The organism is Delftia sp. PX-1, from assembly GCF_055797465.1.
The window spans coordinates 4,574,899-4,597,776 of record NZ_CP184763.1 but is presented as its reverse complement, the minus strand read 5'-3'; the positions used below and the strand labels follow the sequence as shown (position 1 = coordinate 4,597,776).

The 22,878-nt window shown below is 67.2% G+C and carries 23 protein-coding genes; 19 read left to right on the top strand and 4 right to left on the bottom strand.

Annotated elements, in window-relative coordinates:
• Positions 1–3: 3 nt before the first annotated feature.
• Entirely contained in the window at positions 4–744 is a 741-nt protein-coding gene (locus tag ACN20X_RS21065; RefSeq protein WP_016453288.1) for an energy-coupling factor ABC transporter ATP-binding protein, read from the bottom strand.
• Positions 745–1,130: 386 nt separating this feature from the next.
• On the opposite strand from ACN20X_RS21065, the gene ACN20X_RS21060 reads away from it, so the two are divergent.
• From ACN20X_RS21060 to ACN20X_RS21045, 4 genes are all read left to right on the top strand, one after another.
• Complete coding sequence (locus tag ACN20X_RS21060; protein WP_016453287.1) at positions 1,131–2,012, top strand: methionine ABC transporter ATP-binding protein; 882 nt, start codon at positions 1,131–1,133, stop codon at positions 2,010–2,012.
• A 50-nt stretch (positions 2,013–2,062) separates the two neighbouring features.
• The gene (locus tag ACN20X_RS21055; protein ID WP_012206396.1) at positions 2,063–2,728 is read left to right on the top strand and encodes a methionine ABC transporter permease; all 666 of its coding nucleotides are present in this window, start codon (positions 2,063–2,065) and stop codon (positions 2,726–2,728) included.
• Positions 2,729–2,790: 62 nt separating this feature from the next.
• Positions 2,791–3,621: a MetQ/NlpA family ABC transporter substrate-binding protein gene (locus ACN20X_RS21050; protein WP_016453286.1), complete on the top strand. Its 831-nt coding sequence runs from the start codon at positions 2,791–2,793 to the stop codon at positions 3,619–3,621.
• Positions 3,622–3,705: 84 nt separating this feature from the next.
• Entirely contained in the window at positions 3,706–4,254 is a 549-nt protein-coding gene (locus ACN20X_RS21045; RefSeq protein WP_016453285.1) for an NADPH-dependent FMN reductase, read from the top strand.
• Between the two features lie 91 nt (positions 4,255–4,345).
• On the opposite strand, the gene ACN20X_RS21040 is transcribed toward ACN20X_RS21045, so the two are convergent.
• Positions 4,346–4,750 carry a hypothetical protein gene (locus ACN20X_RS21040; protein WP_017407339.1) on the bottom strand — a complete coding sequence of 135 codons (405 nt, stop codon included), beginning with the start codon at positions 4,748–4,750 and terminating at the stop codon, positions 4,346–4,348.
• Positions 4,751–5,091: 341 nt separating this feature from the next.
• Between ACN20X_RS21040 and ACN20X_RS21035 the strand changes: the two genes are divergently transcribed.
• Entirely contained in the window at positions 5,092–6,207 is a 1,116-nt protein-coding gene (locus tag ACN20X_RS21035; protein ID WP_016453283.1) for an NHL repeat-containing protein, read from the top strand.
• An 87-nt stretch (positions 6,208–6,294) separates the two neighbouring features.
• Here the strand turns inward: ACN20X_RS21035 and ACN20X_RS21030 are convergent, their stop codons facing one another.
• On the bottom strand, positions 6,295–6,933 hold the full coding sequence (locus ACN20X_RS21030; RefSeq protein ID WP_016448263.1) for an FMN-dependent NADH-azoreductase: 639 nt from the start codon (positions 6,931–6,933) through the stop codon (positions 6,295–6,297).
• A gap of 175 nt (positions 6,934–7,108) precedes the next feature.
• Here ACN20X_RS21030 and ACN20X_RS21025 point away from each other — a divergent pair, with 175 nt between their 5' ends.
• The 7 genes from ACN20X_RS21025 (at position 7,109) to ACN20X_RS20995 (ending at position 13,692) form a co-directional block, all read left to right on the top strand.
• Positions 7,109–8,038, top strand: a complete 930-nt coding sequence (locus tag ACN20X_RS21025) for a LysR family transcriptional regulator (protein ID WP_016448262.1) — start codon at positions 7,109–7,111, stop codon at positions 8,036–8,038.
• Positions 8,039–8,148: 110 nt separating this feature from the next.
• On the top strand, positions 8,149–8,784 hold the full coding sequence (locus tag ACN20X_RS21020) for an RBBP9/YdeN family alpha/beta hydrolase (protein ID WP_016448261.1): 636 nt from the start codon (positions 8,149–8,151) through the stop codon (positions 8,782–8,784).
• Positions 8,785–8,941: 157 nt separating this feature from the next.
• On the top strand, positions 8,942–9,943 hold the full coding sequence (locus tag ACN20X_RS21015) for a sulfate ABC transporter substrate-binding protein (RefSeq protein ID WP_026062880.1): 1,002 nt from the start codon (positions 8,942–8,944) through the stop codon (positions 9,941–9,943).
• 74 nt (positions 9,944–10,017) lie between these two features.
• Positions 10,018–10,923 carry a sulfate ABC transporter permease subunit CysT gene (gene cysT / locus ACN20X_RS21010; RefSeq protein WP_026062881.1) on the top strand — a complete coding sequence of 302 codons (906 nt, stop codon included), beginning with the start codon at positions 10,018–10,020 and terminating at the stop codon, positions 10,921–10,923.
• 1 nt (position 10,924) lies between these two features.
• Positions 10,925–11,923: a sulfate ABC transporter permease subunit CysW gene (gene cysW, locus ACN20X_RS21005; RefSeq protein WP_473209855.1), complete on the top strand. Its 999-nt coding sequence runs from the start codon at positions 10,925–10,927 to the stop codon at positions 11,921–11,923.
• Between the two features lie 36 nt (positions 11,924–11,959).
• Positions 11,960–13,087, top strand: a complete 1,128-nt coding sequence (locus ACN20X_RS21000; protein WP_016448258.1) for a sulfate/molybdate ABC transporter ATP-binding protein — start codon at positions 11,960–11,962, stop codon at positions 13,085–13,087.
• Between the two features lie 98 nt (positions 13,088–13,185).
• Positions 13,186–13,692, top strand: a complete 507-nt coding sequence (locus tag ACN20X_RS20995) for a disulfide bond formation protein B (RefSeq protein ID WP_473209854.1) — start codon at positions 13,186–13,188, stop codon at positions 13,690–13,692.
• A gap of 3 nt (positions 13,693–13,695) precedes the next feature.
• Here ACN20X_RS20995 and dhaL read toward each other — a convergent pair whose 3' ends face one another.
• On the bottom strand, positions 13,696–15,492 hold the full coding sequence (gene dhaL, locus ACN20X_RS20990) for a dihydroxyacetone kinase subunit DhaL (protein ID WP_473209853.1): 1,797 nt from the start codon (positions 15,490–15,492) through the stop codon (positions 13,696–13,698).
• 294 nt (positions 15,493–15,786) lie between these two features.
• Here dhaL and rpiB point away from each other — a divergent pair, with 294 nt between their 5' ends.
• The 7 genes from rpiB to ACN20X_RS20955 all read left to right on the top strand — a co-directional run bounded on the left by rpiB (position 15,787) and on the right by ACN20X_RS20955 (position 22,846).
• The gene (gene rpiB / locus ACN20X_RS20985) at positions 15,787–16,260 is read left to right on the top strand and encodes a ribose 5-phosphate isomerase B (protein WP_012206383.1); all 474 of its coding nucleotides are present in this window, start codon (positions 15,787–15,789) and stop codon (positions 16,258–16,260) included.
• Positions 16,261–16,262: 2 nt separating this feature from the next.
• Positions 16,263–17,771 carry a sugar ABC transporter ATP-binding protein gene (locus ACN20X_RS20980; RefSeq protein WP_473209852.1) on the top strand — a complete coding sequence of 503 codons (1,509 nt, stop codon included), beginning with the start codon at positions 16,263–16,265 and terminating at the stop codon, positions 17,769–17,771.
• Between the two features lie 63 nt (positions 17,772–17,834).
• The gene (locus ACN20X_RS20975) at positions 17,835–18,884 is read left to right on the top strand and encodes a substrate-binding domain-containing protein (RefSeq protein ID WP_473209851.1); all 1,050 of its coding nucleotides are present in this window, start codon (positions 17,835–17,837) and stop codon (positions 18,882–18,884) included.
• Positions 18,881–19,645 carry a GolD/DthD family dehydrogenase gene (locus ACN20X_RS20970; RefSeq protein ID WP_473209850.1) on the top strand — a complete coding sequence of 255 codons (765 nt, stop codon included), beginning with the start codon at positions 18,881–18,883 and terminating at the stop codon, positions 19,643–19,645. The genes ACN20X_RS20975 and ACN20X_RS20970 overlap by 4 nt, the downstream gene beginning before the upstream one ends.
• Before the next feature lie 48 nt (positions 19,646–19,693).
• On the top strand, positions 19,694–20,674 hold the full coding sequence (locus tag ACN20X_RS20965; protein WP_012206379.1) for an ABC transporter permease: 981 nt from the start codon (positions 19,694–19,696) through the stop codon (positions 20,672–20,674).
• 48 nt (positions 20,675–20,722) lie between these two features.
• The gene (locus ACN20X_RS20960) at positions 20,723–21,844 is read left to right on the top strand and encodes an alcohol dehydrogenase catalytic domain-containing protein (protein ID WP_180319177.1); all 1,122 of its coding nucleotides are present in this window, start codon (positions 20,723–20,725) and stop codon (positions 21,842–21,844) included.
• A 45-nt stretch (positions 21,845–21,889) separates the two neighbouring features.
• Entirely contained in the window at positions 21,890–22,846 is a 957-nt protein-coding gene (locus ACN20X_RS20955; protein WP_012206377.1) for a sugar-binding transcriptional regulator, read from the top strand.
• Positions 22,847–22,878: the final 32 nt, after the last annotated feature.

Sequence of the window (22,878 nt, the reverse complement as noted above, 5' to 3'; positions counted from 1 at the left end):
GCGTCAGGACTGCGCTTGCAGCCGGCGGGCCACGTCGGCTTCATAGGCCGCGCAGACCGCGTGGCCGGGGCCGTCTGCGCGCACTTGGCCACGCTCCAGCCAGAGCACGCGGCCAAAGCTGCGCACGTGGTCCAGCACATGGGTGGAGACCAGCACCTGCTGCTCGGCGGCCGCGATGTCCCTGGCCAGCCGCGCCTGGCCCGGCAGGTCCAGGCTGGCGAAGGGCTCGTCCAGCAGCAGCACGCGCGGCGCGGCAATGAGCAGGGCCAGCCAGCACACCTGCTGGCGCTGGCCCTGGCTGAGTCCGGCCACGGCGCGCGGTGCCCAGTCGGCCAGGCCGCGGCTGTTCAGCAGGGCGCGGGCGCGCTCCGTGGCCTCGCGCCGCGAGATGCCCGAAGGGCGCAATCCCAGGGCCAGCTCTTCCTCCACGGTGGGGAAGATGATCTGGTCGTCGGGGTTCTGGAACATCAGCCCGACCTGGCCCGGCCGCCTGGCGCGGGCCTCGTGCAGTTCGGTGCCGTCCAGCAGCACGCGCCCGGCCTGCGGCGCATCCAGGCCGCACAGCAGCCGGAACAGACTGGTCTTGCCCGCGCCGTTGTCGCCGATGAGTCCCACGCGCGGCTCGTCCAGCTGCAGGTCCAGGCCATCAAAGACGGTTGTGATGCCACGCCGCAGGCGCACCGCTTCCACGCGCAGGCTGGCGGCGCAGGCGGGGCAGTCGGCAGTTCGGGAGGATTCAGGCATGGCGAATGAAAGCGGGTACTTACCTGTAATGCACGCAACCACAAGGAATCTTGCCGTTGTACAGGCCTGTCGGGGGCGGATTCTAGCAATGCCGTCCAGGCCGTACATCAAGGCTTGAAAGACGGCAATCGATATAAGCACCGTATTTTTTATTCTTTTGTTTGAACAACGTTTTGCAACACACTCGTTAGAACACTAATGACGGCAGATCCTGGGGATTCGCCTGTGCTTGGCGACGACGCAAGACAACGCATGCCCATCGGCTTGCAACTGCGTCCAACTGCGCAGCACAGGGCCCGGAAATTGCGCGCCATTGCCTGGAGATGGCGGTGCAAAGGCTGCCGTTGCCGATCCCAGGACCGTTTTCACTGCCGAACCGAGACTCCATGACCGTCCAGACCGCCCATTTGGCCCCGGAAAACGCGCTGATCCGCCTGCGCGACCTGCAAAAGAAATTTGTAACAGCCGATGGCAAGCACTTCGATGCCGTGCGTTCGGTGTCGTTGGACATTGATCAGGGCACGGTCTTCGGCCTGATCGGCAAGAGCGGCGCGGGCAAGTCCACGCTGCTGCGCCTGATCAACCTGCTCGAGCGTCCCGACAGCGGCGAGGTGGTGGTGGCTGGCCAGCGCCTGACCGACCTGGGCCGCCGCGCGCTGCGCGAGGCGCGCCAGAACATCGGCATGATTTTTCAGCAGTTCAACCTGCTGCAGAACGCCAGCGTGTTCGAGAACGTGGCCTTTCCGCTGCGCATCCATGGCGGCCACTCGCGCGCCCAGATCGAGCAGCGCGTGCGCGAATGCCTGGACATCGTGGGCCTGGCCGACAAGGCCGGCAGCTATCCGGCCCAGTTGTCCGGAGGTCAGAAGCAGCGCGTGGCGATTGCGCGTGCCCTGGCGCCGCGCCCCCAGGTGCTGCTGTGCGACGAGCCCACCTCGGCGCTGGACAGCGAGACCACGCGCTCCATCCTGGCGACGCTGGCGGACATCAACAGCCGCCTGGGCGTGACCATCGTCATCGTCACGCACGAGCTGGCCGTGGTCGATGCGCTGTGCAGCGAGGTGGCCATCATCGAGCAGGGCCAGGTGGCAGAACGCTTCACGCTGCCCGCCCTGTCGCAGGGCCGTGCCTACGAGGCGCCGCAGCGCGCCACGCTGCTGGGCAGCGAACTTGAGGCCCTGCGCGTGGAGCGTGCCGACAAGGCCCTGCGCGAACGCGGCGCCACCCGCCCCGTGGTGCTGCGCGCCGTGGGCGGCTCCGAGCACTGACGGGCTTTCGCCCGGTCCCGTTTTCCTCTTCTTTTAGCTTCCGCATTCCCATGTCTGAAAACATCGTCGAAATCCTGCCCGAGCTGTGGCTGGCCATGGGCCAGACCCTTTTGATGCTGGGCATCGGCCTGTCGGCCGCCGTGCTGATCGGCGGCCCGCTGGGCGTGCTGCTGTTCCTGCTGGGCCCCGGCCAGTCGCTGGACAACCGCCCGGCCTTTGCCGTGCTGAACTGGACGGTCAATACCGTGCGGTCCTTCCCCTTCATCATCTTGCTGGTCGCGCTGGTGCCCTTCACGCGCTGGCTGGCCGGCACCTCCATCGGCCCGCTGGCTGCGGCAGTGCCGTTGTCCGTGGCGGCCATTCCCTACCTGGCACGCCTGGTGGACCAGTGCCTGCGCGACGTGCCGCGCGGCGTGATCGAGGCCGCGCACGCCATGGGCGCCTCGGAGCTGCAGATCGTCTGGCGCGTGCTCATCGTCGAGGCGCGCTCGGGCCTGGTGCTGGCTCTGACCGTGCTGGCCGTGAGCTTTCTGTCGTACTCGGCCATTGCCGGCGTGGTGGGCGGCGGCGGCATTGGCGATCTGGCCATCCGCTACGGCTACTACCGCTTCCAGACCGATGTGATGGTGCTCACCGTGACCATCCTCGTGGCCATGGTCCAGGTCATCCAGTTCGTGGGCAACACGGCGGCCCGCCGCCTGGACAAGCGCGGCTGAGCGCGCTGTCCAGACCCGCTTTCTTCTTTCTTCCCGCTCCCTCCCAAAAAAAGGATTCCGACATGACCGCATCCCTTTCCTTCGTGCGCCGCCACCTGCTGGCCTCGGCCGCCGCCCTTGCCGCTGCCAGCGTGCTGGCGCTGCCCGCCCACGCCCAGGCCGACAAGAAGCAGCTGGTGATCGGCGGCACGGCAGGCTCCAACATCGACCAGCTCAAGCAGGGCATCGTGCCGCTGCTGCAAAAGAAGGGCTACCAGGTCAAGCTGGTGGAGTTCAACGACTACGTGCAGCCCAACCTGGCGCTGGCCCAGGGCTCGCTGGATGCCAACTTCTTCCAGCACCGTGTCTACCTGCAGAAGTTCGCGGCCGACCAGAAGCTGGACCTGGTGGAGCTGGTGCAAGGCCCCATCGCCCCCCTGGGCGTGTACTCCAAGACCCGCAAGACCCTGGCCGAGGCCAAGGAAGGCGACCGCGTGACCCTGCCCAACGACCCGAGCAACCTGGCCCGCGCGCTGGTGCTGCTGGAGCAGGCCGGCCTGATCAAGGCCAAGCCCGGCATCGACCCGCTGCGCGTGTCCGAAAAGGACCTGGCCGAGAACCCGCGCAAGCTCAAGTTCATCCCGCTGGAAGCCGCGCAGCTGCCGCGCTCGCTGGGCGACACCGAGTACGCCATCATCAACGGCAACTTCGCCATTTCCTCGGGCCTGAAGCTGACCGAGGCCGTCTCGCTGGAAAAGACCCCCGACCACTACCTGAACGTCGTGGCCATCAAGAAGAAGGACCAGGGCGCGGCATGGGCCAAGGACCTGGCCGAGGTCTACCGTTCGGCGGAGTTCAAGGCCGTGGTGGACAGCAAGTTCCAGGGCTATGCCAAGCCCACTTTCCTACAGTAAGCGCCGTGCAGGCAGCCACATAATGGCTGCCTGCGGGAGGTACGCCTCCCACCCGTTTTTCGCCACTTCCTCCAGGAGCAATGCATGAGCCAGATCAAGGTCGCTGTCATCGTGGGCAGCCTGCGCAAGGATTCCTTCAACCGCAAATTCGCCGACGCCATTGCGCGCCTGGCACCCGAAGGCCTGGTCTTCGAGCAGGTCGCCATCGATGCCCTGCCGCTGTACAACCAGGACCATGACGGCAATGAGGCGGACGTGGTCAAGCAGTTCCGCGCCCAGATCCAGTCGGCCCAGGCCGTGCTGTTCCTGACACCCGAGTACAACCGCTCGATTCCCGGCGTGCTCAAGAACGCGCTGGACCAGGGCTCGCGCCCCTACGGCAAGAGCGTCTGGGCCGGCAAGCCCGCTGCCGTGGCCGGCGTCTCCGTGGGTGCCATCGGCACGGCGCTGGCGCAGCAGCACCTGCGCAATGTGCTGGCCTACCTGGACATGCCCACGCTGGCCCAGCCCGAAATCTTCATCCAGGCCAAGGACGGCCTGTTTGCCGAAGACGGCTCCATTGGCGCCGGCAGCCGCGACTTCGTGAACGGCTTCGTGCAGAAGTTCGCGGCCTGGGCGCGCAAGCACCAGTGAGCGGTGCGGCAAGGCCGCTCAAGACACAAAAAAGCCCGGCAATGCCGGGCTTTTGCGTTGTGGGGCCTGCGAGCGCAGAGCTCAGGCAGCGTCAGGAAGCGGGAGACGGGTTGGCAATCGCCGCAGCAGGGCGCGCGGCGGACGATGCCTTCTCGCGCGCCTGGGCCTGGTCGATGGCATCGATGATCACCACGCCGGTCGACTTGACACCGGGCGCCGAAAAGCCGGCACCGGGCGTCACACCGGGATGGGCCAGCAGCTTGCGCGTCATTTCCTGGTTCAGTTGTTGCTGGCTGGGCTTGGCGGGGGTGGGCGCTGCGGCGGGCTGATCGGGCTCCTCGGGCGCAGGTGCCTCGTCGGTGTTGCGCACATAGCTGCGGTACACGCGGGAATTGAGCTGCTCCTGATCCTGCTCGCGCTGGTACTGCAGGAACTGGTAGACGCCAATGCCCACCACGGTGATGGCCAGCAGGGACACGGCGATCACCGTGATCACCAGGTTTTCATCGGACGGAGGGCGGGCATGGACAGGGCCGCGGGGCCGGACATGGGGGCGGGGACTTGTGGCTGGCATGGATGGAAGGCAGTGAATGCAATGAGGCTGCCTGGATATCGGCAGGTCCGCCGACTTTCTGAAATACAGACGGTTCGTGTCGGACAAAGCCGCGAATATGGCGGTGATGGTTCAGCCTAACAGCTTCGTGTGTCGTGCAAGGCCAGGCAGGCATTGGATTTTTCAAAGAAGCGGAAAAAGCGGATACCTGTTTTGTTTGGTAACGCCCACTAGACTGCTGGCGTGACGTACATGACGACATTCATCCATAAGGGCGAGACAAGATGCAAAAAAAGGGCTGGAAAAATCTGTGCAGGGGCGGCGCGCTGAGCGTGGCATTGGTGACCGTTTTGGCGGCGTGCGGCGGTGGGGGAGGCGATGGCAATGGCTCAGTTGTCGAGCCGCAGCCGGCGCCTGTGCAGATGTCGCTGCTGGCGGGTTCGCTTGCAAGCAAGCCCGACGCACTGGCTCAGGACCACTGTGGTCAGGTCAACGGCGTGGGCGCGCAGGCGCGGTTTTCGAGAATCACCGATCTCGCCCTTTCGCCGCTTGGCGATATTTATGTGTCGGAAGATGTATATCCGCCTGTGTCACCGCAGCCGCCTTGCCCCACGCCCGAGCGCTCTCGCATTCGCCGGATTGCGGGGGAAGGTGTGGTGTCCACCTTCTCCACAGGGGGTGACCGCGACTGGGGCGAGCCCCGCAACTATCTGTATCCGCGCGCTATTGCAGCAGGTGGCAGTGGCGAGGTCTTTGTTGCGGATGGCCTGACCTGTGCAGAGTGCGCTGTCTTCAGTGGAGGCATGCCCCGCAATGGCATGGGCGTCTGGGTGCAGCAGGCATCGGGCGCAGTGCGGGCGCTGGCTGGTGGTGGGCCCAATTCAAGTGGTCCTAAGGATGGCGTTGGCGCTGCAGCGATTTTTTCCGGCCCCCATGCCATGCGACGTACGCCCGATGGCCGGCTGTTCGTGCTGGATTGGAACAGGCTGCGCCAGGTCACGGCCGATGGTGAGGTCACCACGTTGCCAGGCGAAGGTTTCAACGCGCTCGCCGTCGCCAGCAATGGGCAACTGCTGGTGGCCCGTGGTGGAGAAATCCTCAACTACACGACAGGCCAAACGCTGGCTAGGCTGGATGACAACGTGACTTCCATGGCCCTGGACAGCAGGAATGGCATCTACGTTGTGACCAGCAACCGCAGCACCCTGGTCCAAAAGCTCTCGGATAGCGGGCAGCTCAGCATCGTGGCAGGACGTGTGGACAGCGCACCCCTGGCATACGAGCTGGGGCCGCTGCCTGGCAAGCTGCTGCACGTCAAAGCCATTGCTTTCGACCGCCAGGACCGTTTGTTGATCGCCGGCGCGTACGCCGTCGTTCGCACCAGTCCGCTGGTGCGCTGATTGCGACGGCTGCCAGGCTCGGCGGCCAGCAAAAAGCGCAGGCGCCCCGGTCAGGGTGCCTGCGCTTTTTTATGCGCAAGACCGAGCTCAGGCGGCGATGGCCGCTTCCTGATTGGCGGCAGCCGCTGCACGCACGATGTCGTTGCGGGCCGATTCCAGGGCCTTGGCCTTGGACTCATCGCCCATGGCCACGCCTTCTGCGCGCACGATGCTCACATCGGTGATGCCCAGGAAGCCGAACACCGTCTTCAGGTAGCTTTCCTGGTGCTCCAGGGCCTGGCCCATTTCGCTGGTGGAGTACACACCGCCGCGCGTGGAGGCCACGATGACCTTCTTGCCCTTGGCCAGGCCTTCGGGGCCGGCTGCGGTGTAGCGGAAGGTGCGGCCGCCCTGGGCGATGCGGTCGATCCAGGCCTTGAGCTGGCTGGAGATGGTGAAGTTGTAGAACGGAGCGCCGACCACGACCACATCGGCCGCCAGGAACTGGCTCACCAGGGCTTCGGAGATGGCGTTCTGTGCGCGCTCGGCTTCCGTCGTGGCTGCCTGGCCGGTGCGAAAGCCCATGGACACTGCGTTCAGGTGGTCGGGGGCGTTCACGGCCAGATCCAGGTACTCGACCTTGGCGCCGGGGTTGGCGGCGACCAGGGCAGCCACGGTCTGGGCGGTCAGCTGGCGGGACACCGAAGCGGCGCCGGTGATGGAAGAGTCGATGTGCAGCACTTGCATGGAAAAGCTCCTGAGATGTCGGTTGGGATCGCGGTTGGGATCGGCCATTCGGGAAAGCTTGTAGGGCCGACGATGGGATCAATTGTGAATTTGGACAGAGTCTTTGATAAGCCGCAGAAATTGCGATAGATTGTCCTGAATTTGCAGCCAATGAGCACAGGGAGGGACGAGCGACATGATGGATCTCAACGACATGCTGTACTTCGCCGAGGTCGTGGAGCGCGGCGGCTTCGCCTCTGCCGGGCGGGCGCTGGGCATACCCAAGTCCAGGCTGTCGCGGCGCGTGGCGGAGCTGGAGGCCCGGCTCGGAGTGCGCCTGCTGCAGCGCACCACGCGCAAGCTCTCGCTGACCCAGGTGGGTGAGGCCTATCTGCGCCATTGCCAGGCCATGCGCGATGCGGCCCTGGCCGCCGCCGACACCGTGGCCGAGGTGCAGACCGAGCCGCGCGGCACCATCCGCGTGAGCTGCCCCGTCACCCTGGCCCAGACCGTGCTGGGCGAGCTCATGCCCCAGTTCCTGCAGCGCTGCCCGCTGGTGCATGTGGAGATGCAGGTGACCAACCGGCCCGTGAACCTGGTGGAGGAGGGCATCGACGTGGCGCTGCGCGTGCGCCCCAGTCTGGAGGACAGCGGCTCCATGGTCGTCAAGCGGCTGGATGTGGCGCGCCAGATCCTCGTGGCCAGCCCGGAGCTGCTGGAGCGCCAGGGCACGCCGCGTGCACTGGCCGACCTGCAGCACCTGGACAGCATGTCCATGTCGGCGGTGGATGGCCAGTCCAGCCTGCTGCTGGTCGGCCCCGAAGGCCGCGAGCAACGCCTGCAGCTGCAGCCGCGCTATGTGGTGGATGACCTGCTGACGCTGAAATTCGCGGCGCTGGCCGGCAGCGGCATGTGCTGGCTGCCCGACTACATGTGCCATGAGGAACTGGCCGAAGGCCGGCTGGTCCATCTGCTGCCGGGCTGGGAGCCGCCGCAGGGCATCGTGCATGCGGTCTTCCCCTCGCGGCGCGGCCTGGCGCCGGCCGTGCGGCATTTCCTGGACTTCCTGGGAGAGACCGTGCCGGGGCGCAACAGCCACGCCACGCGCGAGCCGGTGGCGCGCTGAGGCTGCACCCCGCCACGCCATAAGAAAACAACAAATCGTTCGTTGGGATCGTCGGCGGCGTTCTCCACAATCGGGGCCCATGTCCAGCAATGGACAGTCCAGGAGAACCCATGAATCCCCACCGCATCATCATCGTGCCCGGCTGGCGCAACTCCGGCCCTGACCACTGGCAAAGCCTGTGGGCACAGCAGCTGCCGCATGCCGAGCGGGTGGAACAGGACGACTGGCTCGTGCCGCACCGCGATCCCTGGGTGGCCGCGCTGGAGCAACTGGTGCTGTCCCGGCCCGAGCCCGTGGTGCTGGCCGCCCACAGCCTGGGCTGCATCACGGCCGCGCACATGGGGCCCGAGGCCAGCGCCCGCGTGCAGGGTGCGCTGCTGGTGGCGCCGGCCGATCCCGAGCGCCGTGCCCAGCTGGCCGACTTTGCGCCCGTGCCCTATGCGCCGCTGCCGTACCGCAGCGTGCTGGTGGCCAGCAGCAACGATCCCTACTGTCCGATCCGCCGGGCCGGCGCCTATGCGCGGGCCTGGGGAAGCGAGTTCGTGCGGCTGCAGAACGCGGGACACATCAATGTCGAATCGGGTTTCGGCGACTGGCCCCTGGGCCTGGCGCTGCTGCAGTCGTTGATGCAGGGTGACAGCTGGCAGCCCGCGCAACCCCGGCCTGCCGTGCGTGCGCCGCGCGTTGCCGGTGCACGGGCAGCGGTGCCGGCAGGCGCGGGCGCCCCCTGGGCCGCCGGGCTGTGAGGTGGCGGCTGGCGAAGACGGTGGGCCAGGCTTCTTATATGGAAGCAGGCCATTAACAAACAAAAATATATTCTTTTGAGTTTTAAGCCAGCGTTCGCACAATGTGACTGTCTGTGAATCCACCGCAGAGATGTCCACTAATAAAAGGCAGCGAACCATGCATTCTTTGAAGCTCAAGACTTTGTTGGCCACCCTGGCGCTGGCCGCCGCAGGAACCGTATCGGCGCAGAACCAGCTGCTCAACGTCTCCTACGACGTGGCGCGCGAGTTCTACAAGGACTACAACGCCGCCTTCGTCGCCCACTACAAGAAGACCAAGGGCGTGGACATCAAGGTGGACCAGTCGCACGGCGGCTCCAGCGCCCAGGCGCGCGCCGTCAACGACGGCCTGGCTGCCGATGTGGTGACCTTCAACACCACGACCGACGTGCAGTTCCTGGCCGACAGCGGCGTGGTCGCCAAGGACTGGGCCAAGAAATTCCCCAATGACGCATCGCCCACCACCTCGACCATGCTGTTCCTGGTGCGCAACGGCAACCCCAAGAACATCAAGGACTGGAGCGATCTGACCCGTCCCGACGTGAAGGTCGTGGTGGTCAATCCCAAGACGGGCGGCAATGGCCGCTACGCCTACCTGGCGGCCTGGGGTTCAGTGCGCGAGAAGGGCGGCACCGACGCGCAGGCGGCCGAGTTCGTGCAGCAGCTATACAAGAACGTGCCCGTGCTGGGCAAGGGCGGGCGCGATGCGACCAGCATCTTCCTGCAACGCAACATCGGCGACGTGCTGATCACGTTCGAGTCCGAAGTGGTTTCCGTGGAGCGCGAATTCGGCAAGGGCAAGGTCGATGCCGTCCATCCCTCGGTGTCCATCGTGGCCGAGAACCCCGTGGCCGTGGTCGAGCGCACCGTGGCCAAGAAGGGCACGGGCCAGCTGGCGCACGACTACCTGGCCTGGCTGTACTCCGACGAGGCCCAGGAAATCGCCGCACAGCACGCGCTGCGCCCCCGCTCCGAGGCCGTGCTCAAGAAGCACGCCGATGTGTTCAAGCCCATCAAGCAGTTCACCGTGGCCAAGTACTTCGGCTCGCTGTCCGAAGCCCAGAAGGTGCACTTCAACGACGGCGGACAGTTCGACAAGATCTACGTCCCCGGCAAGTAAGCACGCAAGCAGGCATGAAGGCGGCGAAGTCCGCCTGAGGCCCCCTCCCCACACTGGCTGATTTGGAATCCAACATGGTGTCTGCCGTTCCGACCAGCCCAAGGCCTGGCGCCGACGCTCCTGTGCCCGCACCGACCGGTGCGGCGCGCAAGGGGCGCGGCGCCAAGCGCGTTTTGCCCGGCTTCGGGCTGACCTTGGGCTATACGCTGTTTTATCTGAGCCTGATCGTGCTGATCCCGCTGTCGGCACTGCTGTTCAAGACCTTCTCGCTCACCTGGCCCCAGTTCTGGGAGGCCGTGGCCTCGCCGCGCGTGCTGGCCTCGTACCGGCTGACGTTTGGCGCCTCGTTCGCGGCGGCCTGCGTGAACCTGGTGTTCGGCCTGCTGATCGCCTGGGTGCTGGTGCGCTACAAGTTCCCGGGCAAGAAGATCGTCGATGCGCTCGTCGATCTGCCCTTTGCCCTGCCCACGGCCGTGGCCGGCATTTCGCTGACTGCCTTGCTGGCCGGCAATGGCTGGGTGGGCCAGTACCTGGAGCCCTACGGCATCCAGCTGGCCTTCAATCCGAACGGCGTGGTCATTGCGCTGATCTTCATCGGCCTGCCGTTCGTGGTGCGCACGGTGCAGCCTGTGCTGGAGGATTCGGAGAAGGAGCTGGAGGAGGCCGCCACCAGCCTGGGCGCCTCGCGCTGGCAGATCTTCTACAAGGTGATCCTGCCGGCCATCACGCCCGCGCTGCTCACGGGCTTCGCCATGGCCTTCGCACGCGCCATCGGCGAGTACGGCTCGGTCATCTTCATCGCGGGCAACATGCCCATGATTTCCGAGATCACACCGCTGATCATCATCGGCAAGCTGGAGCAATACGACTACGCAGGCGCCACGGCCGTGGCCGTGGTGATGCTGCTGTTCTCCTTCGTGATGCTGCTGGTCATCAACGCGCTGCAGGCATGGCAGCGCAAGCATTCGGGAGGGGCTTGAGATGGCGTTGTCTCCACAGGAAGCATTGCTTCTCAAGATCATTGGCGCGGTGCTGGTCGCCGTGCTGGTGCTGTACAGGCTCACGGCGCCCCCGAAGGGCCGGCGTGAAAAGCTCTCCACCACCGAGCCGCGCGCCGTGCGCTGGATTCTCACGGGCATTGCGCTGACCTTCATCGGCCTGTTCCTGGTGCTGCCGCTGGCGGCCGTGTTCACCGAGGCGCTGCGCAAGGGCTGGGATGCCTATGTCGCCGGCCTGCAGGAGCCCGATGCCTGGTCGGCCATCAAGCTGACGCTGATCACGGCGCTGATCGCCGTGCCGGTGAACCTGGTGTTCGGCGTGGCGGCGGCCTGGTGCATCGCCAAGTTCGAGTTCCGTGGCAAGGCCTTTCTGATCACGCTGATCGACCTGCCGTTCTCGATCTCGCCCGTGGTGGCGGGCCTGATGTACGTGCTGGTGTTCGGTGCCCACGGCTGGTTCGGCCCCTGGCTGGCCGAGCATGACATCAAGATCATCTTCGCCGTGCCCGGCATCGTGCTGGCCACCATCTTCGTGACCTTCCCCTTCATCGCGCGCGAGCTGATCCCGCTGATGCAGGCGCAGGGCAGCGACGAGGAGCAGGCCGCCATCGTGCTGGGCGCCACGGGCTGGCAGACCTTCTGGAAGGTCACCGTGCCCAACATCAAGTGGGGCCTGCTGTACGGCGTGATTTTGTGCAATGCGCGCGCCATGGGCGAGTTCGGCGCGGTGTCCGTGGTCTCGGGCCACATCCGTGGCCAGACCAACACCATTCCGCTGCACGTGGAGATCCTCTACAACGAGTACCAGTCCGTTGCCGCCTTCGCTGCCGCATCGCTGCTGGCTCTGCTGGCCCTGGTGACCCTGGTCATCAAGTCGGTGGCCGAGTGGCGTGCCGAGCACCAGGCCGAGGCCGCAGCCGAGCTGCCTCCCGAGCGCCCCACGCCGGCTTCCCAGGCATCCCGTGTGCCGCAGGTGTCCTGAGGCCCGCCCCGACCAGAAAAGAGCAAGAGCAAGACCATGAGCATTGAAATACGCAACGTCAGCAAGCAGTTCGGCGATTTCCAGGCCCTGCGCGATGTGAGCCTGGACATCCAGTCCGGCGAACTCATCGCGCTGCTCGGCCCCTCGGGCTGCGGCAAGACCACGCTGCTGCGCATCATCGCGGGCCTGGAGACGCCCGACGTGGGCAGCATCCACTTCAGCGGCGAGGACACGACCGACGTCCATGTGCGCGAGCGCAACGTGGGATTCGTGTTCCAGCACTACGCGCTGTTCCGCCACATGACGGTGTTCGAGAACGTGGCCTTCGGCCTGCGCGTGAAGCCCCGCAGCCAGCGCCCCAGCGAAGCCCAGATCCGCGACAAGGTGATGAGCCTGCTCAAGCTGGTGCAGCTGGACTGGATCGCGGACCGCTTTCCGTCCCAGCTGTCGGGTGGCCAGCGCCAGCGCATCGCGCTGGCCCGCGCCCTGGCGGTGGAGCCCAAGGTGCTGCTGCTTGACGAGCCCTTCGGCGCCTTGGATGCCAAGGTGCGCAAGGAGCTGCGCCGCTGGTTGCGCCACCTGCATGACGAGCTGCATGTGACCTCCATCTTCGTGACCCACGACCAGGAAGAGGCACTGGAAGTGGCCGACCGCGTGGTCGTCATCAACCAGGGCCGCATCGAGCAGGAAGGCACGCCCCAGCAGGTCTGGGACAACCCGGCCACGCCCTTCGTCTACGGCTTCCTGGGCGACGTCAACCTCTTCAAGGGCCGAGCCAGCGATGGCCGCGTCTACCTGGATGACGGCACCCAGCTGGACAGCCACGACGCCAAGGGCGCCAGCGACAGCAAGGCCTTCGCCTATGTGCGCCCGCACGATCTGGAGGTGGAGCGCTACTCGCCCGGCCAGAACCTGGACGTCCAGGGACGGCCCACGGGCATCGTCGTGCAGCTGGCCCGCGCCATCGTCGTGGGGCCCATTGCGCGCCTGGAACTTATTCCTTCGGAGAGCACCGAAAGCACGGACAATGCCGAAGAGGGTGGCCTGATCGAGGCGCAGATTCCTGCGCAGCAGTTCAGGGACATGGCGCTGCGCGAGGGGGAAACCCTGGTGGTGACACCGCGCCGCGCCAAGGTGTTCCTGGACGAGGCGGCTGGCATCTGACGGCGCGGCAACGGTTTCCTGCACCCGCTGAACAGGGCTGCAGCGCCGGGCCGGCGCCGCAGCCCTGATTTCATTCAACCGGGTGACGAAAGACAAGAATGCTTCAATGGTTTGACAACGCTCCGCGCCGCATCCTGGCGCTCATCAGCCTGGCCTGCGTGGCCATGCTGGCCTTCGGCATGTATCTGCAGCATGTGGTCGGGCTGGAGCCCTGCCCGATGTGCATCGTGCAGCGCTACGCGCTGATCGGCGTGGCCATCTTCGCGGGCCTGGGCAGCGCACGCGGCGGGCGCGGCTGGCTGATGGGTTGGGGCATCGCGGCGCTGGTCGCCGCAGGCTTTGGCGCCTTCGTCGCCGCGCGCCAGAGCTGGCTGCAGTGGTATCCGCCCGAGTTCGCCACCTGCGGCCGCGACTTCTACGGAATGATCGAGAACTACTCCATCAGCCGTGCCGTGCCCATGATCTTCCGTGGCTCGGGCGACTGCGCCGCCGTGGACTGGAGCTTTCTGGGCGGCTCCATCGCCAACTGGTCCTTCATCTGCTTTGCCATCATGAGCGTGGCCGTCTTGGTGCTGCTGGTGCGCGGCGCTGCCCGCAGGCGCTGAGCCCTAGGCTGAGGCTTGCGCCAGTCGCCGCTGCAGCGACTGAGACATGGTGCTCAGGATGAGCCAGCAGGACGTGGCGCCCGCGTCCAGCACGCCGATGGAGCGCGGCCCCAGCCGGGCCGAGCGCCCGATGCGGGCCTGCAGGTGGCGCGTGGATTCCTTGCCCGCCTCGGCCGCGGCCTCCATGGCCTGCAGCGCCTCGCGGAAACCGGCGCCGGCCTGCAGCGATTGCCGGTAGGCCTGCAGGGCCGGGGCCAGCGTGTCGATGAGGGTCTTGTCGCCCACCTGGGCCTTGCCCATCTCCTGCACATCGGCGACGGCCCGCGCCAGCGCCTGGCCGAACAGGGTGGCATCCATCTCCTGCTCCGGCCCAAGAACATCGGCGAAGCCTTGGAAGAAGCTGCCGTACAGCGGGCCCATGGAGCCGCCGATATCGTCCATCAAGGCCTGGGACAGCTGCTGCAGCGCCGCAGGCAGCTGCGCCGCCTGGCTGGCCTCCATGGCATCGAGCCGTGCGCCGCAGCCGGAAAAGCCCTTGGCCATGTTGATGCCGTGATCGCCATCGCCGATCAGGCCATCGATCTCGCTCAGGAACTCCCGGTGGCCGACGATGGCCGTGATCAGTTCACGCACGATGCTGCCCGCGCCATCAAGCGCGATGGCCGGCCCTTCGCTGGTGCGCCTTGCGGCTGGGGGACGGGCGGTTTGTGCCTGTTCCTGGGCCTGTGCCGGCGTCCTTGCCGGAACAGAGGGCGGCGTTGGAATGGCGTCCTGCGGCTGGGGCGGCAGCCCGCCGGCCACGGTGAGGGCGACTGACTGGCAGGGCGCGTTGAGGCAGGCCAGCAGCTCGTCGTCCAGCTGCATCAGCGTGAGCGTGATGCCCATCATCTCCAGCGAGGTGAAGAGATTGCCCACGAGCCGGAAGGCCACCTGCATGCCGCGTTCTTGCAGGCGCCGGGCGACCTCGCCATAGAGGATGTACTGCTCCATCAGCGGCGTGGCGCCCAGGCCGGACAGCAGCACGGCCACGCGGTCGCCCGGGGCGAAGGGCAGGTCGGGCAGCAGGGCGCCCAGCATGCGCTCGGCCATCCCGGCCGCCGTGGTCGTGGGGTGCACGGACATGCCGGGCTCGCCATGGTGGCCAATGCCCACCTCCATGCTGCCGCGCTCGATATGGAAATTGGCCTTGCCCACGGCGGGAATGGTGCATGCCGACAGGCCGATGCCGATGCTGCGCGTGCGGGCCATGGCGTGCCGGGCGATGGCGATGACTTCGTCGAGGCTGGCGCCCATGGCCGCCCGGGCGCCCGCCACCTTCCACATCAGGATCTCGCCGGCCACGCCGCGGCGGCTGGCCTCGTCGCCCCGCGCGGCAGAAGGCACGTCGTCGTTGGCCACCACGGTCCTGACCGCCATGCCTTCGGCCGCGGCCATCTGCACGGCCATGGCCACATTCATGTTGTCGCCCGCGTAGTTGCCATACAGGCAGGCCACGCCGGCGCCGCCATCGGCCGCGCGCATGGCGTCGTAGAAGCTTCTGGCCGTGGGGGACGAGAACACCTCGCCCACGGCGGCGGCGTCGCACAGGCCTGCGCCCACATAGCCCAGAAAGGCCGGTTCGTGTCCCGACCCGCCGCCCGTCACGATGCCCACCTTGCCCCTGCGTGGCGCGCCATGCAGGCGCACGACGCGGGGGCTGCCCGCGTCGATGCGCAGGGTGTCGCCATGGGCGGCGATCCATCCCTGGAGCATGTCCTCCACCACCCGGTCGGGGTCGTTGATCACGCGGTTGGTCGTCATGCCTTTGTCTCCTCCAGGTGCAGTCCCGGCGGGTGTGCCGAAGACTGTTCATATGATCATTGAGTGGTCATTTTTGATTTGTTGAAATTGGCGTGTCAATGCCTTTTGGCTATTCAATAGCCAAGGGAAAACGATAGGATTTGATGAATTTTGTAGAAAATTCAACAGGTTACGTATTCATCTTGCCGACTCACATAGCTATCGTTGTTTGACAACTGCTCTTCGATTGAGAAGACTCTCATAAAAAAATGATCAAATGATCATGTGTTGGTCTTTTGTAATGAAGGGGATGCCATGAAGCTGGCCATCGGCTGCGACGAAGCCGCCTGCGACCTCAAGAACGCCGTGAAGCAGCACCTGCTGGCCCAGGGCCACGAAGTGGCCGACTTCGGCACGCACGACGGCGAGCCGGTGCTCTACCCCGACATCGGCATCGCGGTGGCGCAGGCCATCGTCCAGGGCCGCCATGAGCGCGGCGTTCTCCTGTGCGGCACGGGCATAGGCATGGCCATTGCGGCCAACAAGGTGGCGGGCATCCGCGCCGCGCAGGCCCATGACACCTATTCGGCCGAGCGCGCCAGCCGCAGCAACGACGCGCAGATCATCACGCTGGGCTCGCGCGTGATCGGGGTGGAGCTGGCCAAGGCCATCGTGGACCGCTTCCTCGCATCGCGCTTCGATGGCGGCAGCTCGGCCCTGAAGGTGGATGCCATCACCGGCTTCGAACGCTCGCAGGCCGCCGCGGCCGGGCGCGGGCAGGGCGCGTGACCATGGGCACCGGCACCAGCACCGGCACCGGCACCGCACTGCTGCAGGCGCGCGGCGTGGCCAAGAGCTTTGGCGGCGTCCCTGCGCTGCGCAACGGCTGCCTTGAGCTGCAGGCGGGCAGCGTGCAAGCGCTGTGCGGGGGCAATGGCGCAGGCAAGTCCACCTTCCTGAACATCGTGATGGGCCTGTTGCGGCGCGATGCCGGCGAGATACTGCTCAAGGGCCGGCCGGTGGATTTCGCCACGCCGCATGAGGCGCTGGCGCACCGCCTGTCCATCATCACGCAGGAGCTGTCGCCCATCCCGGGCATGAGCGTGGCCGAGAACATCTTCCTGGGCCGCGAGCCCCGGCGCGCCGGCATGGTGGTCCGCCATGCCGCGCTGCTGGAGCAGGCGGATGCGCTGCTCAGGCAGCTGGGCTTCGATATCGATCCGCGCGCGCAGATGGGCCGCCTGAGCCTGGCGCAGACCCAGCTGGTGGAGATTGCCAAGGCCCTGAGCCGGCAAAGCGAGCTGATCATCATGGACGAGCCCACCTCGGCCATTGGCGAAAGCGAGACCGCCATCCTCTTCGACGCGATACGCCGCGTGACCGCGCAGGGCGCCGGCATCCTCTACGTGTCGCACCGCCTGACGGAGATCTTCACCATTGCCGACAGCTACACGGTGTTCCGCGATGGCGGCTTCGTGCAGACCGGCGCGCTGGCCGATATCGACCGGCGGCAGCTGGTGAAGCTCATCGTGGGCCGGGAGGTCCGCGCTGCCGCCAGCGAGCGCAGGGCTGCGGCGCCGGGCGAGCCGCTGCTGTCGGTGCAGGGGCTCACGCGCCGGGGCGAGTTCGAGGACATCAGCCTGGACGTCGCCCCCGGCGAGGTGCTGGGCATCTACGGACTGATGGGATCGGGCCGCAGCGAATTCCTCAACTGCCTGTACGGCCTCACGCGCGCCGATCAGGGGCAGGCGAGCCTGGGCGGGCTGCCCCTGCCGCGCGGCAATCCGGCGGCGTCGATCAAGGCGGGCCTGGCCCTGGTGACCGAGGACCGCAAGGCCACGGGGCTGGTGATGAGCTCCTCGGTGCGCTTCAACACCAGCTTGCCCGCACTGCCGGGCCTGCAGCGCGCCAGGGTGGTGGATGGCGCGGCAGAGCGCGTGCTGGTGGGCGGCCTGCTGCAGCGCCTGCGCGTGAAGCTGGCCAGCCCGGCCATGCCGGTGTCGGGCCTGAGCGGCGGCAACCAGCAGAAGGTGGTGCTGGCCCGCTGCATGGCCACCAATCCCGTCTGCCTGCTGTGCGACGAGCCCACGCGCGGCATCGACGAAGGCGCCAAGCGCGAGGTGTACGCCTTCCTGGCCTCGCTGGCCGCGCAAGGCCATGCCGTGGTGGTGGTGTCGTCCGAGGCGCCGGAACTGCTGGAGCTGAGCGACCGCATTGCCATCTTCCGCAAAGGCCGGCTTGACCGCGTGGTGGCCGGCCACGGCATCACGCAGGAGGCGCTGATGCACCTCGCTTCCTGAGCCCGGGCGATGCCCATGCAGCGTTTTTCCCCTTGCCTTTCACAACACACAGGAGACATGACCATGCCGTTTTTTCGTTTCACCACCGTGCTTGCAGCCGCGCTTGCCGGTGGGCTGTTCCTGGCCGCAGCGCAGGTCCGGGCCCAGGCTCCGGCCCCGCTGGCGGCACCAGCACCAGCGCCGGCCAAGCCCTACCGCATAGGCGCGGCCGTCTATGGGCTCAAGGGCGAGTTCATGCAGATGTGGACCAAGGAGCTGAAGGCGCATCCGGCCGTGAAGGACGGCATGGTGCAGATCACCGTGTTCGACGGCAACTACGACGCGCTGACGCAGAGCAACCAGTTCGACACCATGATCACGCAGAAGTACGACGGCATCCTCTTCGTGCCCATCGACCTGAAGGCGGGCGCGGCGCCCGTGCAGAAGGCGGTGAAGGCCGGCATTCCCGTGGTGGGCTCCAACACGCGCGTGCAGGGCGATGTGCTGACCTCCTACGTGGGCAATGACGATGTGGTGGCCGGCCGCATGCAGGCCGAGGCGCTGATGAAGGCCATCGGCGGCAAGGGCAATATCGTCGTCATCGAGGGGCCCATAGGCCAGTCGGCACAGATCGAGCGGGCGCGCGGCAATGACGAGGTGCTGGCCCGCCACAAGGACGTGAAGGTGCTGGCGCGCAAGACCGCCAACTGGTCGCGCGCCGAGTCAATGGGCCTGATGGAGAACTGGCTGACCGCATTCCCGGGCCAGATCCAGGGCGTGATCGCCCAGAACGACGACGAGGCCCTGGGCGCGGTGCAGGCCATCAAGACCAAGGGCATCGATATCAAGACCATCCCGGTGGTGGGCGTGGACGGCGTGGCCGCCGCCATCACGGCCGTCAAGCGCGGCGAGATGACCACCAATTTCCAGGATGCCCAGGCCCAGGCGCAGGGCGCGCTGGATGTGCTGCTGCGCCACCTTGTCGGCCCGTCCTACCGGCCGCGCTCGGTGGTATGGAGCGAGTATGCCCAGGCCATGCCCTGGGGCGATGGCACGGCCAAATCCTACGAGGTGCCCTGGACCGCCATCGTGCCCGCCAATGCCGACGCCTTCTTGCAGAAGGTGCGCAAATGAGCGCCGCCGGCCTGGAGCGGGACTTCGACGGTCGCACGGCCCTGGTCACCGGCGGCGCGGGCGGCATCGGCCTGGCGATTGCCCGGCAGCTCGCCCAAGGCGGTGCGCGAGTCGTCCTGCTGGACCTGGAGCGGCAGGCACTGGACGTGGCCGCTGCCAGCCTGGCGGAGCCCCGGCACCACCTGGCGCTGGCGGTGGATGTGACCAGGCCCGAGGGCGTGGAGCAGGCGGTGGCCACGGTGCTGGAGGCCACGGGCCGCATCGACATCCTGGTCAACAGCGCCGGCGTGGCGCTGCTGGAGCCGGCCGGCGAAATCAGCGAGGCGGCGTGGGAGCGCACGCTGGCCGTCAACCTCACGGCGCCGCTGCTGCTGGCCCAGGCGGTGGCCCCGGCCATGCGCCGCCAGCGCCACGGACGCATCATCAACCTGGCCTCGCAGGCCAGCGTGGTCGCGCTCCGGCGCCATGCCGCCTATTGCGCCAGCAAGGCGGGCCTGGTGGGGCTGACGCGCGTGCTGGCGCTGGAGTGGGCGACGGACGGCATTACCGTCAACGCCATCTCGCCGACGGTGGTGGACACGCCGCTGGGCCGCAAGGCCTGGGCCGGGCAGGTGGGGGAGGCCATGCGGGCACTCATCCCCACGGGCCGCTTTGCGCAGCCCGAGGAGGTGGCGCGGCTGGCCGTGTTCCTGGCCGGTACGCACGCCGGCATGCTGACGGGCGAGAACATCGTCATCGACGGGGGCTACTCCATCCAGTGAGCGGCCTGCCGGCCCCACGCCTTTCTTCCATCAACGCGGGAGTCCTCCATGACGAATCTTCAAGCCGCATCTTCGCCGCCGCTCTTGGGGCGGCGCGCGCTGGACCTGCGCAGCCTGCGCGAGCGCTACGGCGTGGTCATCGCGCTGATTGCACTGTGCGCGGCGCTGGCGCTGGCCAACCCCCATTTCATGACCTGGGGCAACTGGGCCGACATCCTGCGCCAGACCTCCATCAACGGCATCCTGGCCATCGGCATGACGTGCGTGGTGCTGACGGCCGGCATCGACCTGTCGGTGGGTGCCATCCTGGCGCTGGCCGGCATGGTCGGCGCCTGGCTGGCGGCCGATGGCCAGGGGCTGGCGGTGAGCGTGGGCGCCGGGCTGGGCGTGGGCATGCTGCTGGGCGGTGTCAACGGCCTGCTGGTGGCCTGGTTCGCGGTGCCGCCCTTCGTGGCCACGCTGGGCATGCTCAGTGCGGCGCGCGGCCTGACCTACATCTACAACGACGGCATGCCGGTGTCCGAGCTGCCCGACGGCTTTCTTGCCATCGGCGCCGGCCAGCTGGGCCCCGTGCCCATGCCCATCGTGATCTTTGCCGTTGCCGTCGCGGTGTTCGCCTTCGTGCTGCGCTACACCGTGTATGGCCGCTACATCTACGCCGTGGGCGGCAATCTGCGCAGCGCCAAGACCAGCGGCATCAACACCCGCGCCATCGTGCTGCTGGTCTATGTGGTCAGCGGCCTGCTCGCGGGGCTGGCCGGCATTTTGCTGGCGTCGCGCACCACGGCGGCGCTGCCGCAGGCCGGCGTGTCCTACGAGCTGGACGCCATCGCGGCCGTGGTGATCGGCGGCACCAGCCTGTCGGGCGGCACGGGCAGCCTGGGCGGCACGGTCGTCGGCGCCCTGCTCATCGGCGTGATCAACAACGGGCTGAACCTGCTGGGCGTGTCCTCGTACTACCAGCAGCTGATCAAGGGCGTGATCATCGTCGGCGCCGTGCTGCTCGACAGTTCACGCCGCAGGGCATGAAGCGCTGCGCCCACGTCCTGTCCACAACCTGCAACCCGGGAGAGTTCCATGCAAAACACCCTGCCTGACGCCGCCGATACGAACATGCTGGCCGTGGTCTGCCACGGCCCCAGGGATTACCGGCTCGAACGCGTCGCACGTCCGCAGGCCGGGCCGCGCGAGCTGGTCATCCGCGTGGCTTCCTGCGGCATTTGCGCGGGCGACTGCAAATGCTGGGCTGGCGCGCCGCGCTTCTGGGGAGATCCGGAAAAAGGCCGCCCCGCCTATGTGCGCCCGCCGGTGATCGCGGGCCACGAGTTCTGGGGCCATGTGGTGCAGGTGGGCGAGGGTGCCCAGGAGCACCACGGCGTGCAGCTGGGCGACCGGGTGATCGCCGAGCAGATCGTGCCCTGCCATGCCTGCCGCTATTGCAAGACCGGCTTTCGCTGGATGTGCGAGGTGCACGATGTCTACGGCTTCCAGGGCCAGGTGGCCGATGGCGGCATGGCCGAGTACATGCGCCTGTCCGCCCGCGCCGTGGTGCACCGGATTCCCGAGAGCGTGGCCTTCGAGGATGCGGCCATCACCGAGCCGCTGTCCTGCGCCATCCATGCCGTCAACCGCGGCGACATCCAGCTCGATGATGTGGTGGTCATCGCCGGCGCGGGCACGCTGGGCCTGCTCATGGCCCAGGTGGCGCGCCTGAAGACGCCGCGCAGGCTGGTGGTCATGGACCTGTCGGACCAGCGCCTGGCGCTGGCACGCCGCTGCGGCGCCGACGTGACCATCAACCCCGCGCGCGAGGATGCCCGCGCCATCGTGCACGCACTGACCGACGGCTATGGCTGCGATGTGTACATAGAGACCACGGGCGCGCCCTCGGGGGTGACGCAGGGGCTGGACCTGGTGCGCAAGCTCGGCCGCTTCGTGGAGTTCAGCGTCTTCGGGCGCGAGACCACGGTGGACTGGTCCATCATCGGCGAGGAAAAGGAACTGGACCTGCGCGGCGCCCACCTCAGCGCCCATTGCTACCCCATTGCCATCGACCTGCTGGCGCGCGGCCTGGTCACCTCCGAGGGCATCGTCACCCACCGCTATGCGCTGTCGGAGTGGGAGAGCGCCATCCGGGTGGCCGATTCCATGGACTCGGTCAAGGTCCTGCTGCTGCCCCACGCTGGCGAGGCCCGGTGAGCGGCGCTACACTGCGCGCCTTTCCCGGCACCCTTGGAGGCACCCTTGACTGAAAGCGACCTGACGCGACTGGCGACCCTGTACTACGTCGATGGATGCACGCAGGACCAACTGTCCAAGGAGTTCGGCATCTCGCGCGCCACCGTCGGGCGGCTGCTGCGCCGGGCGCAGGAAGAGGGCATTGTCGAGATCCGCGTGCGGCCGCATTCGCTGGTTTCCGCCGACCTGGAGCGGCAGTTGACCGAGCGCTTTCACATCAAGCGCGCGCTGATCGCGGTGGACCACAAGGATGCCGACCGGCAGCGCGAACTGCTGGCAGGGCTGGTGGCCAGCGAGCTGGAGCGCATCCTGGTCGATGGCTCCATCGTGGCCGTGGGCATGGGGCGCAACGTGTCCTCGGTCTCCGAGCACGCCCTGTCCGCCACACGGCGGGAGTGCCACTTCGTCAGCGCCATCGGCGGCTCCTACCGTGGCGGGGAGGCGATGAACGCCGACCACATCGCGCGCCGCCTGGCCGCGCGCTTTGGCGGCAAGTCCGAGTCGCTCTATGCGCCGGCCCTGGTGGGCGATCCGCAACTGCGCAAGGCGCTGCTGGACAACGACACCGTCAGGCACACCCTGGACAAGGCGCGCCGCGCCGACATCGCCCTCATCGGCGTGGGCGATGTCAGCGTGGACAGCAACATGGCCCGCATGGGCTGGTTTTCCGCGCAGGAGATCTCGGACGCCCGCCGCGCGGGCACGGTGGGCGACATGATGGGCTACGACTTCATCGACATCCACGGCCAGCCGGCCGCAACCCCCATGCAGGACCGCGTCATCGGCCTGAGCCGCGAGGACCTGCTGCGCATACCCAACGTCATCGCCGTGGCGGCCGAATCCAGCAAGGTCACGGCCATCCTGGGAGCCCTGCGCACCGGCGCCATTGACACCCTGGCCACCACCACGGCCAACGCCGCTGCCGTGCTGCAGCTGGACGATGTCATGGGGACGACGCGCTGACGCAGCGGGGGAGGCGCGGCTCTTGGGCGGCG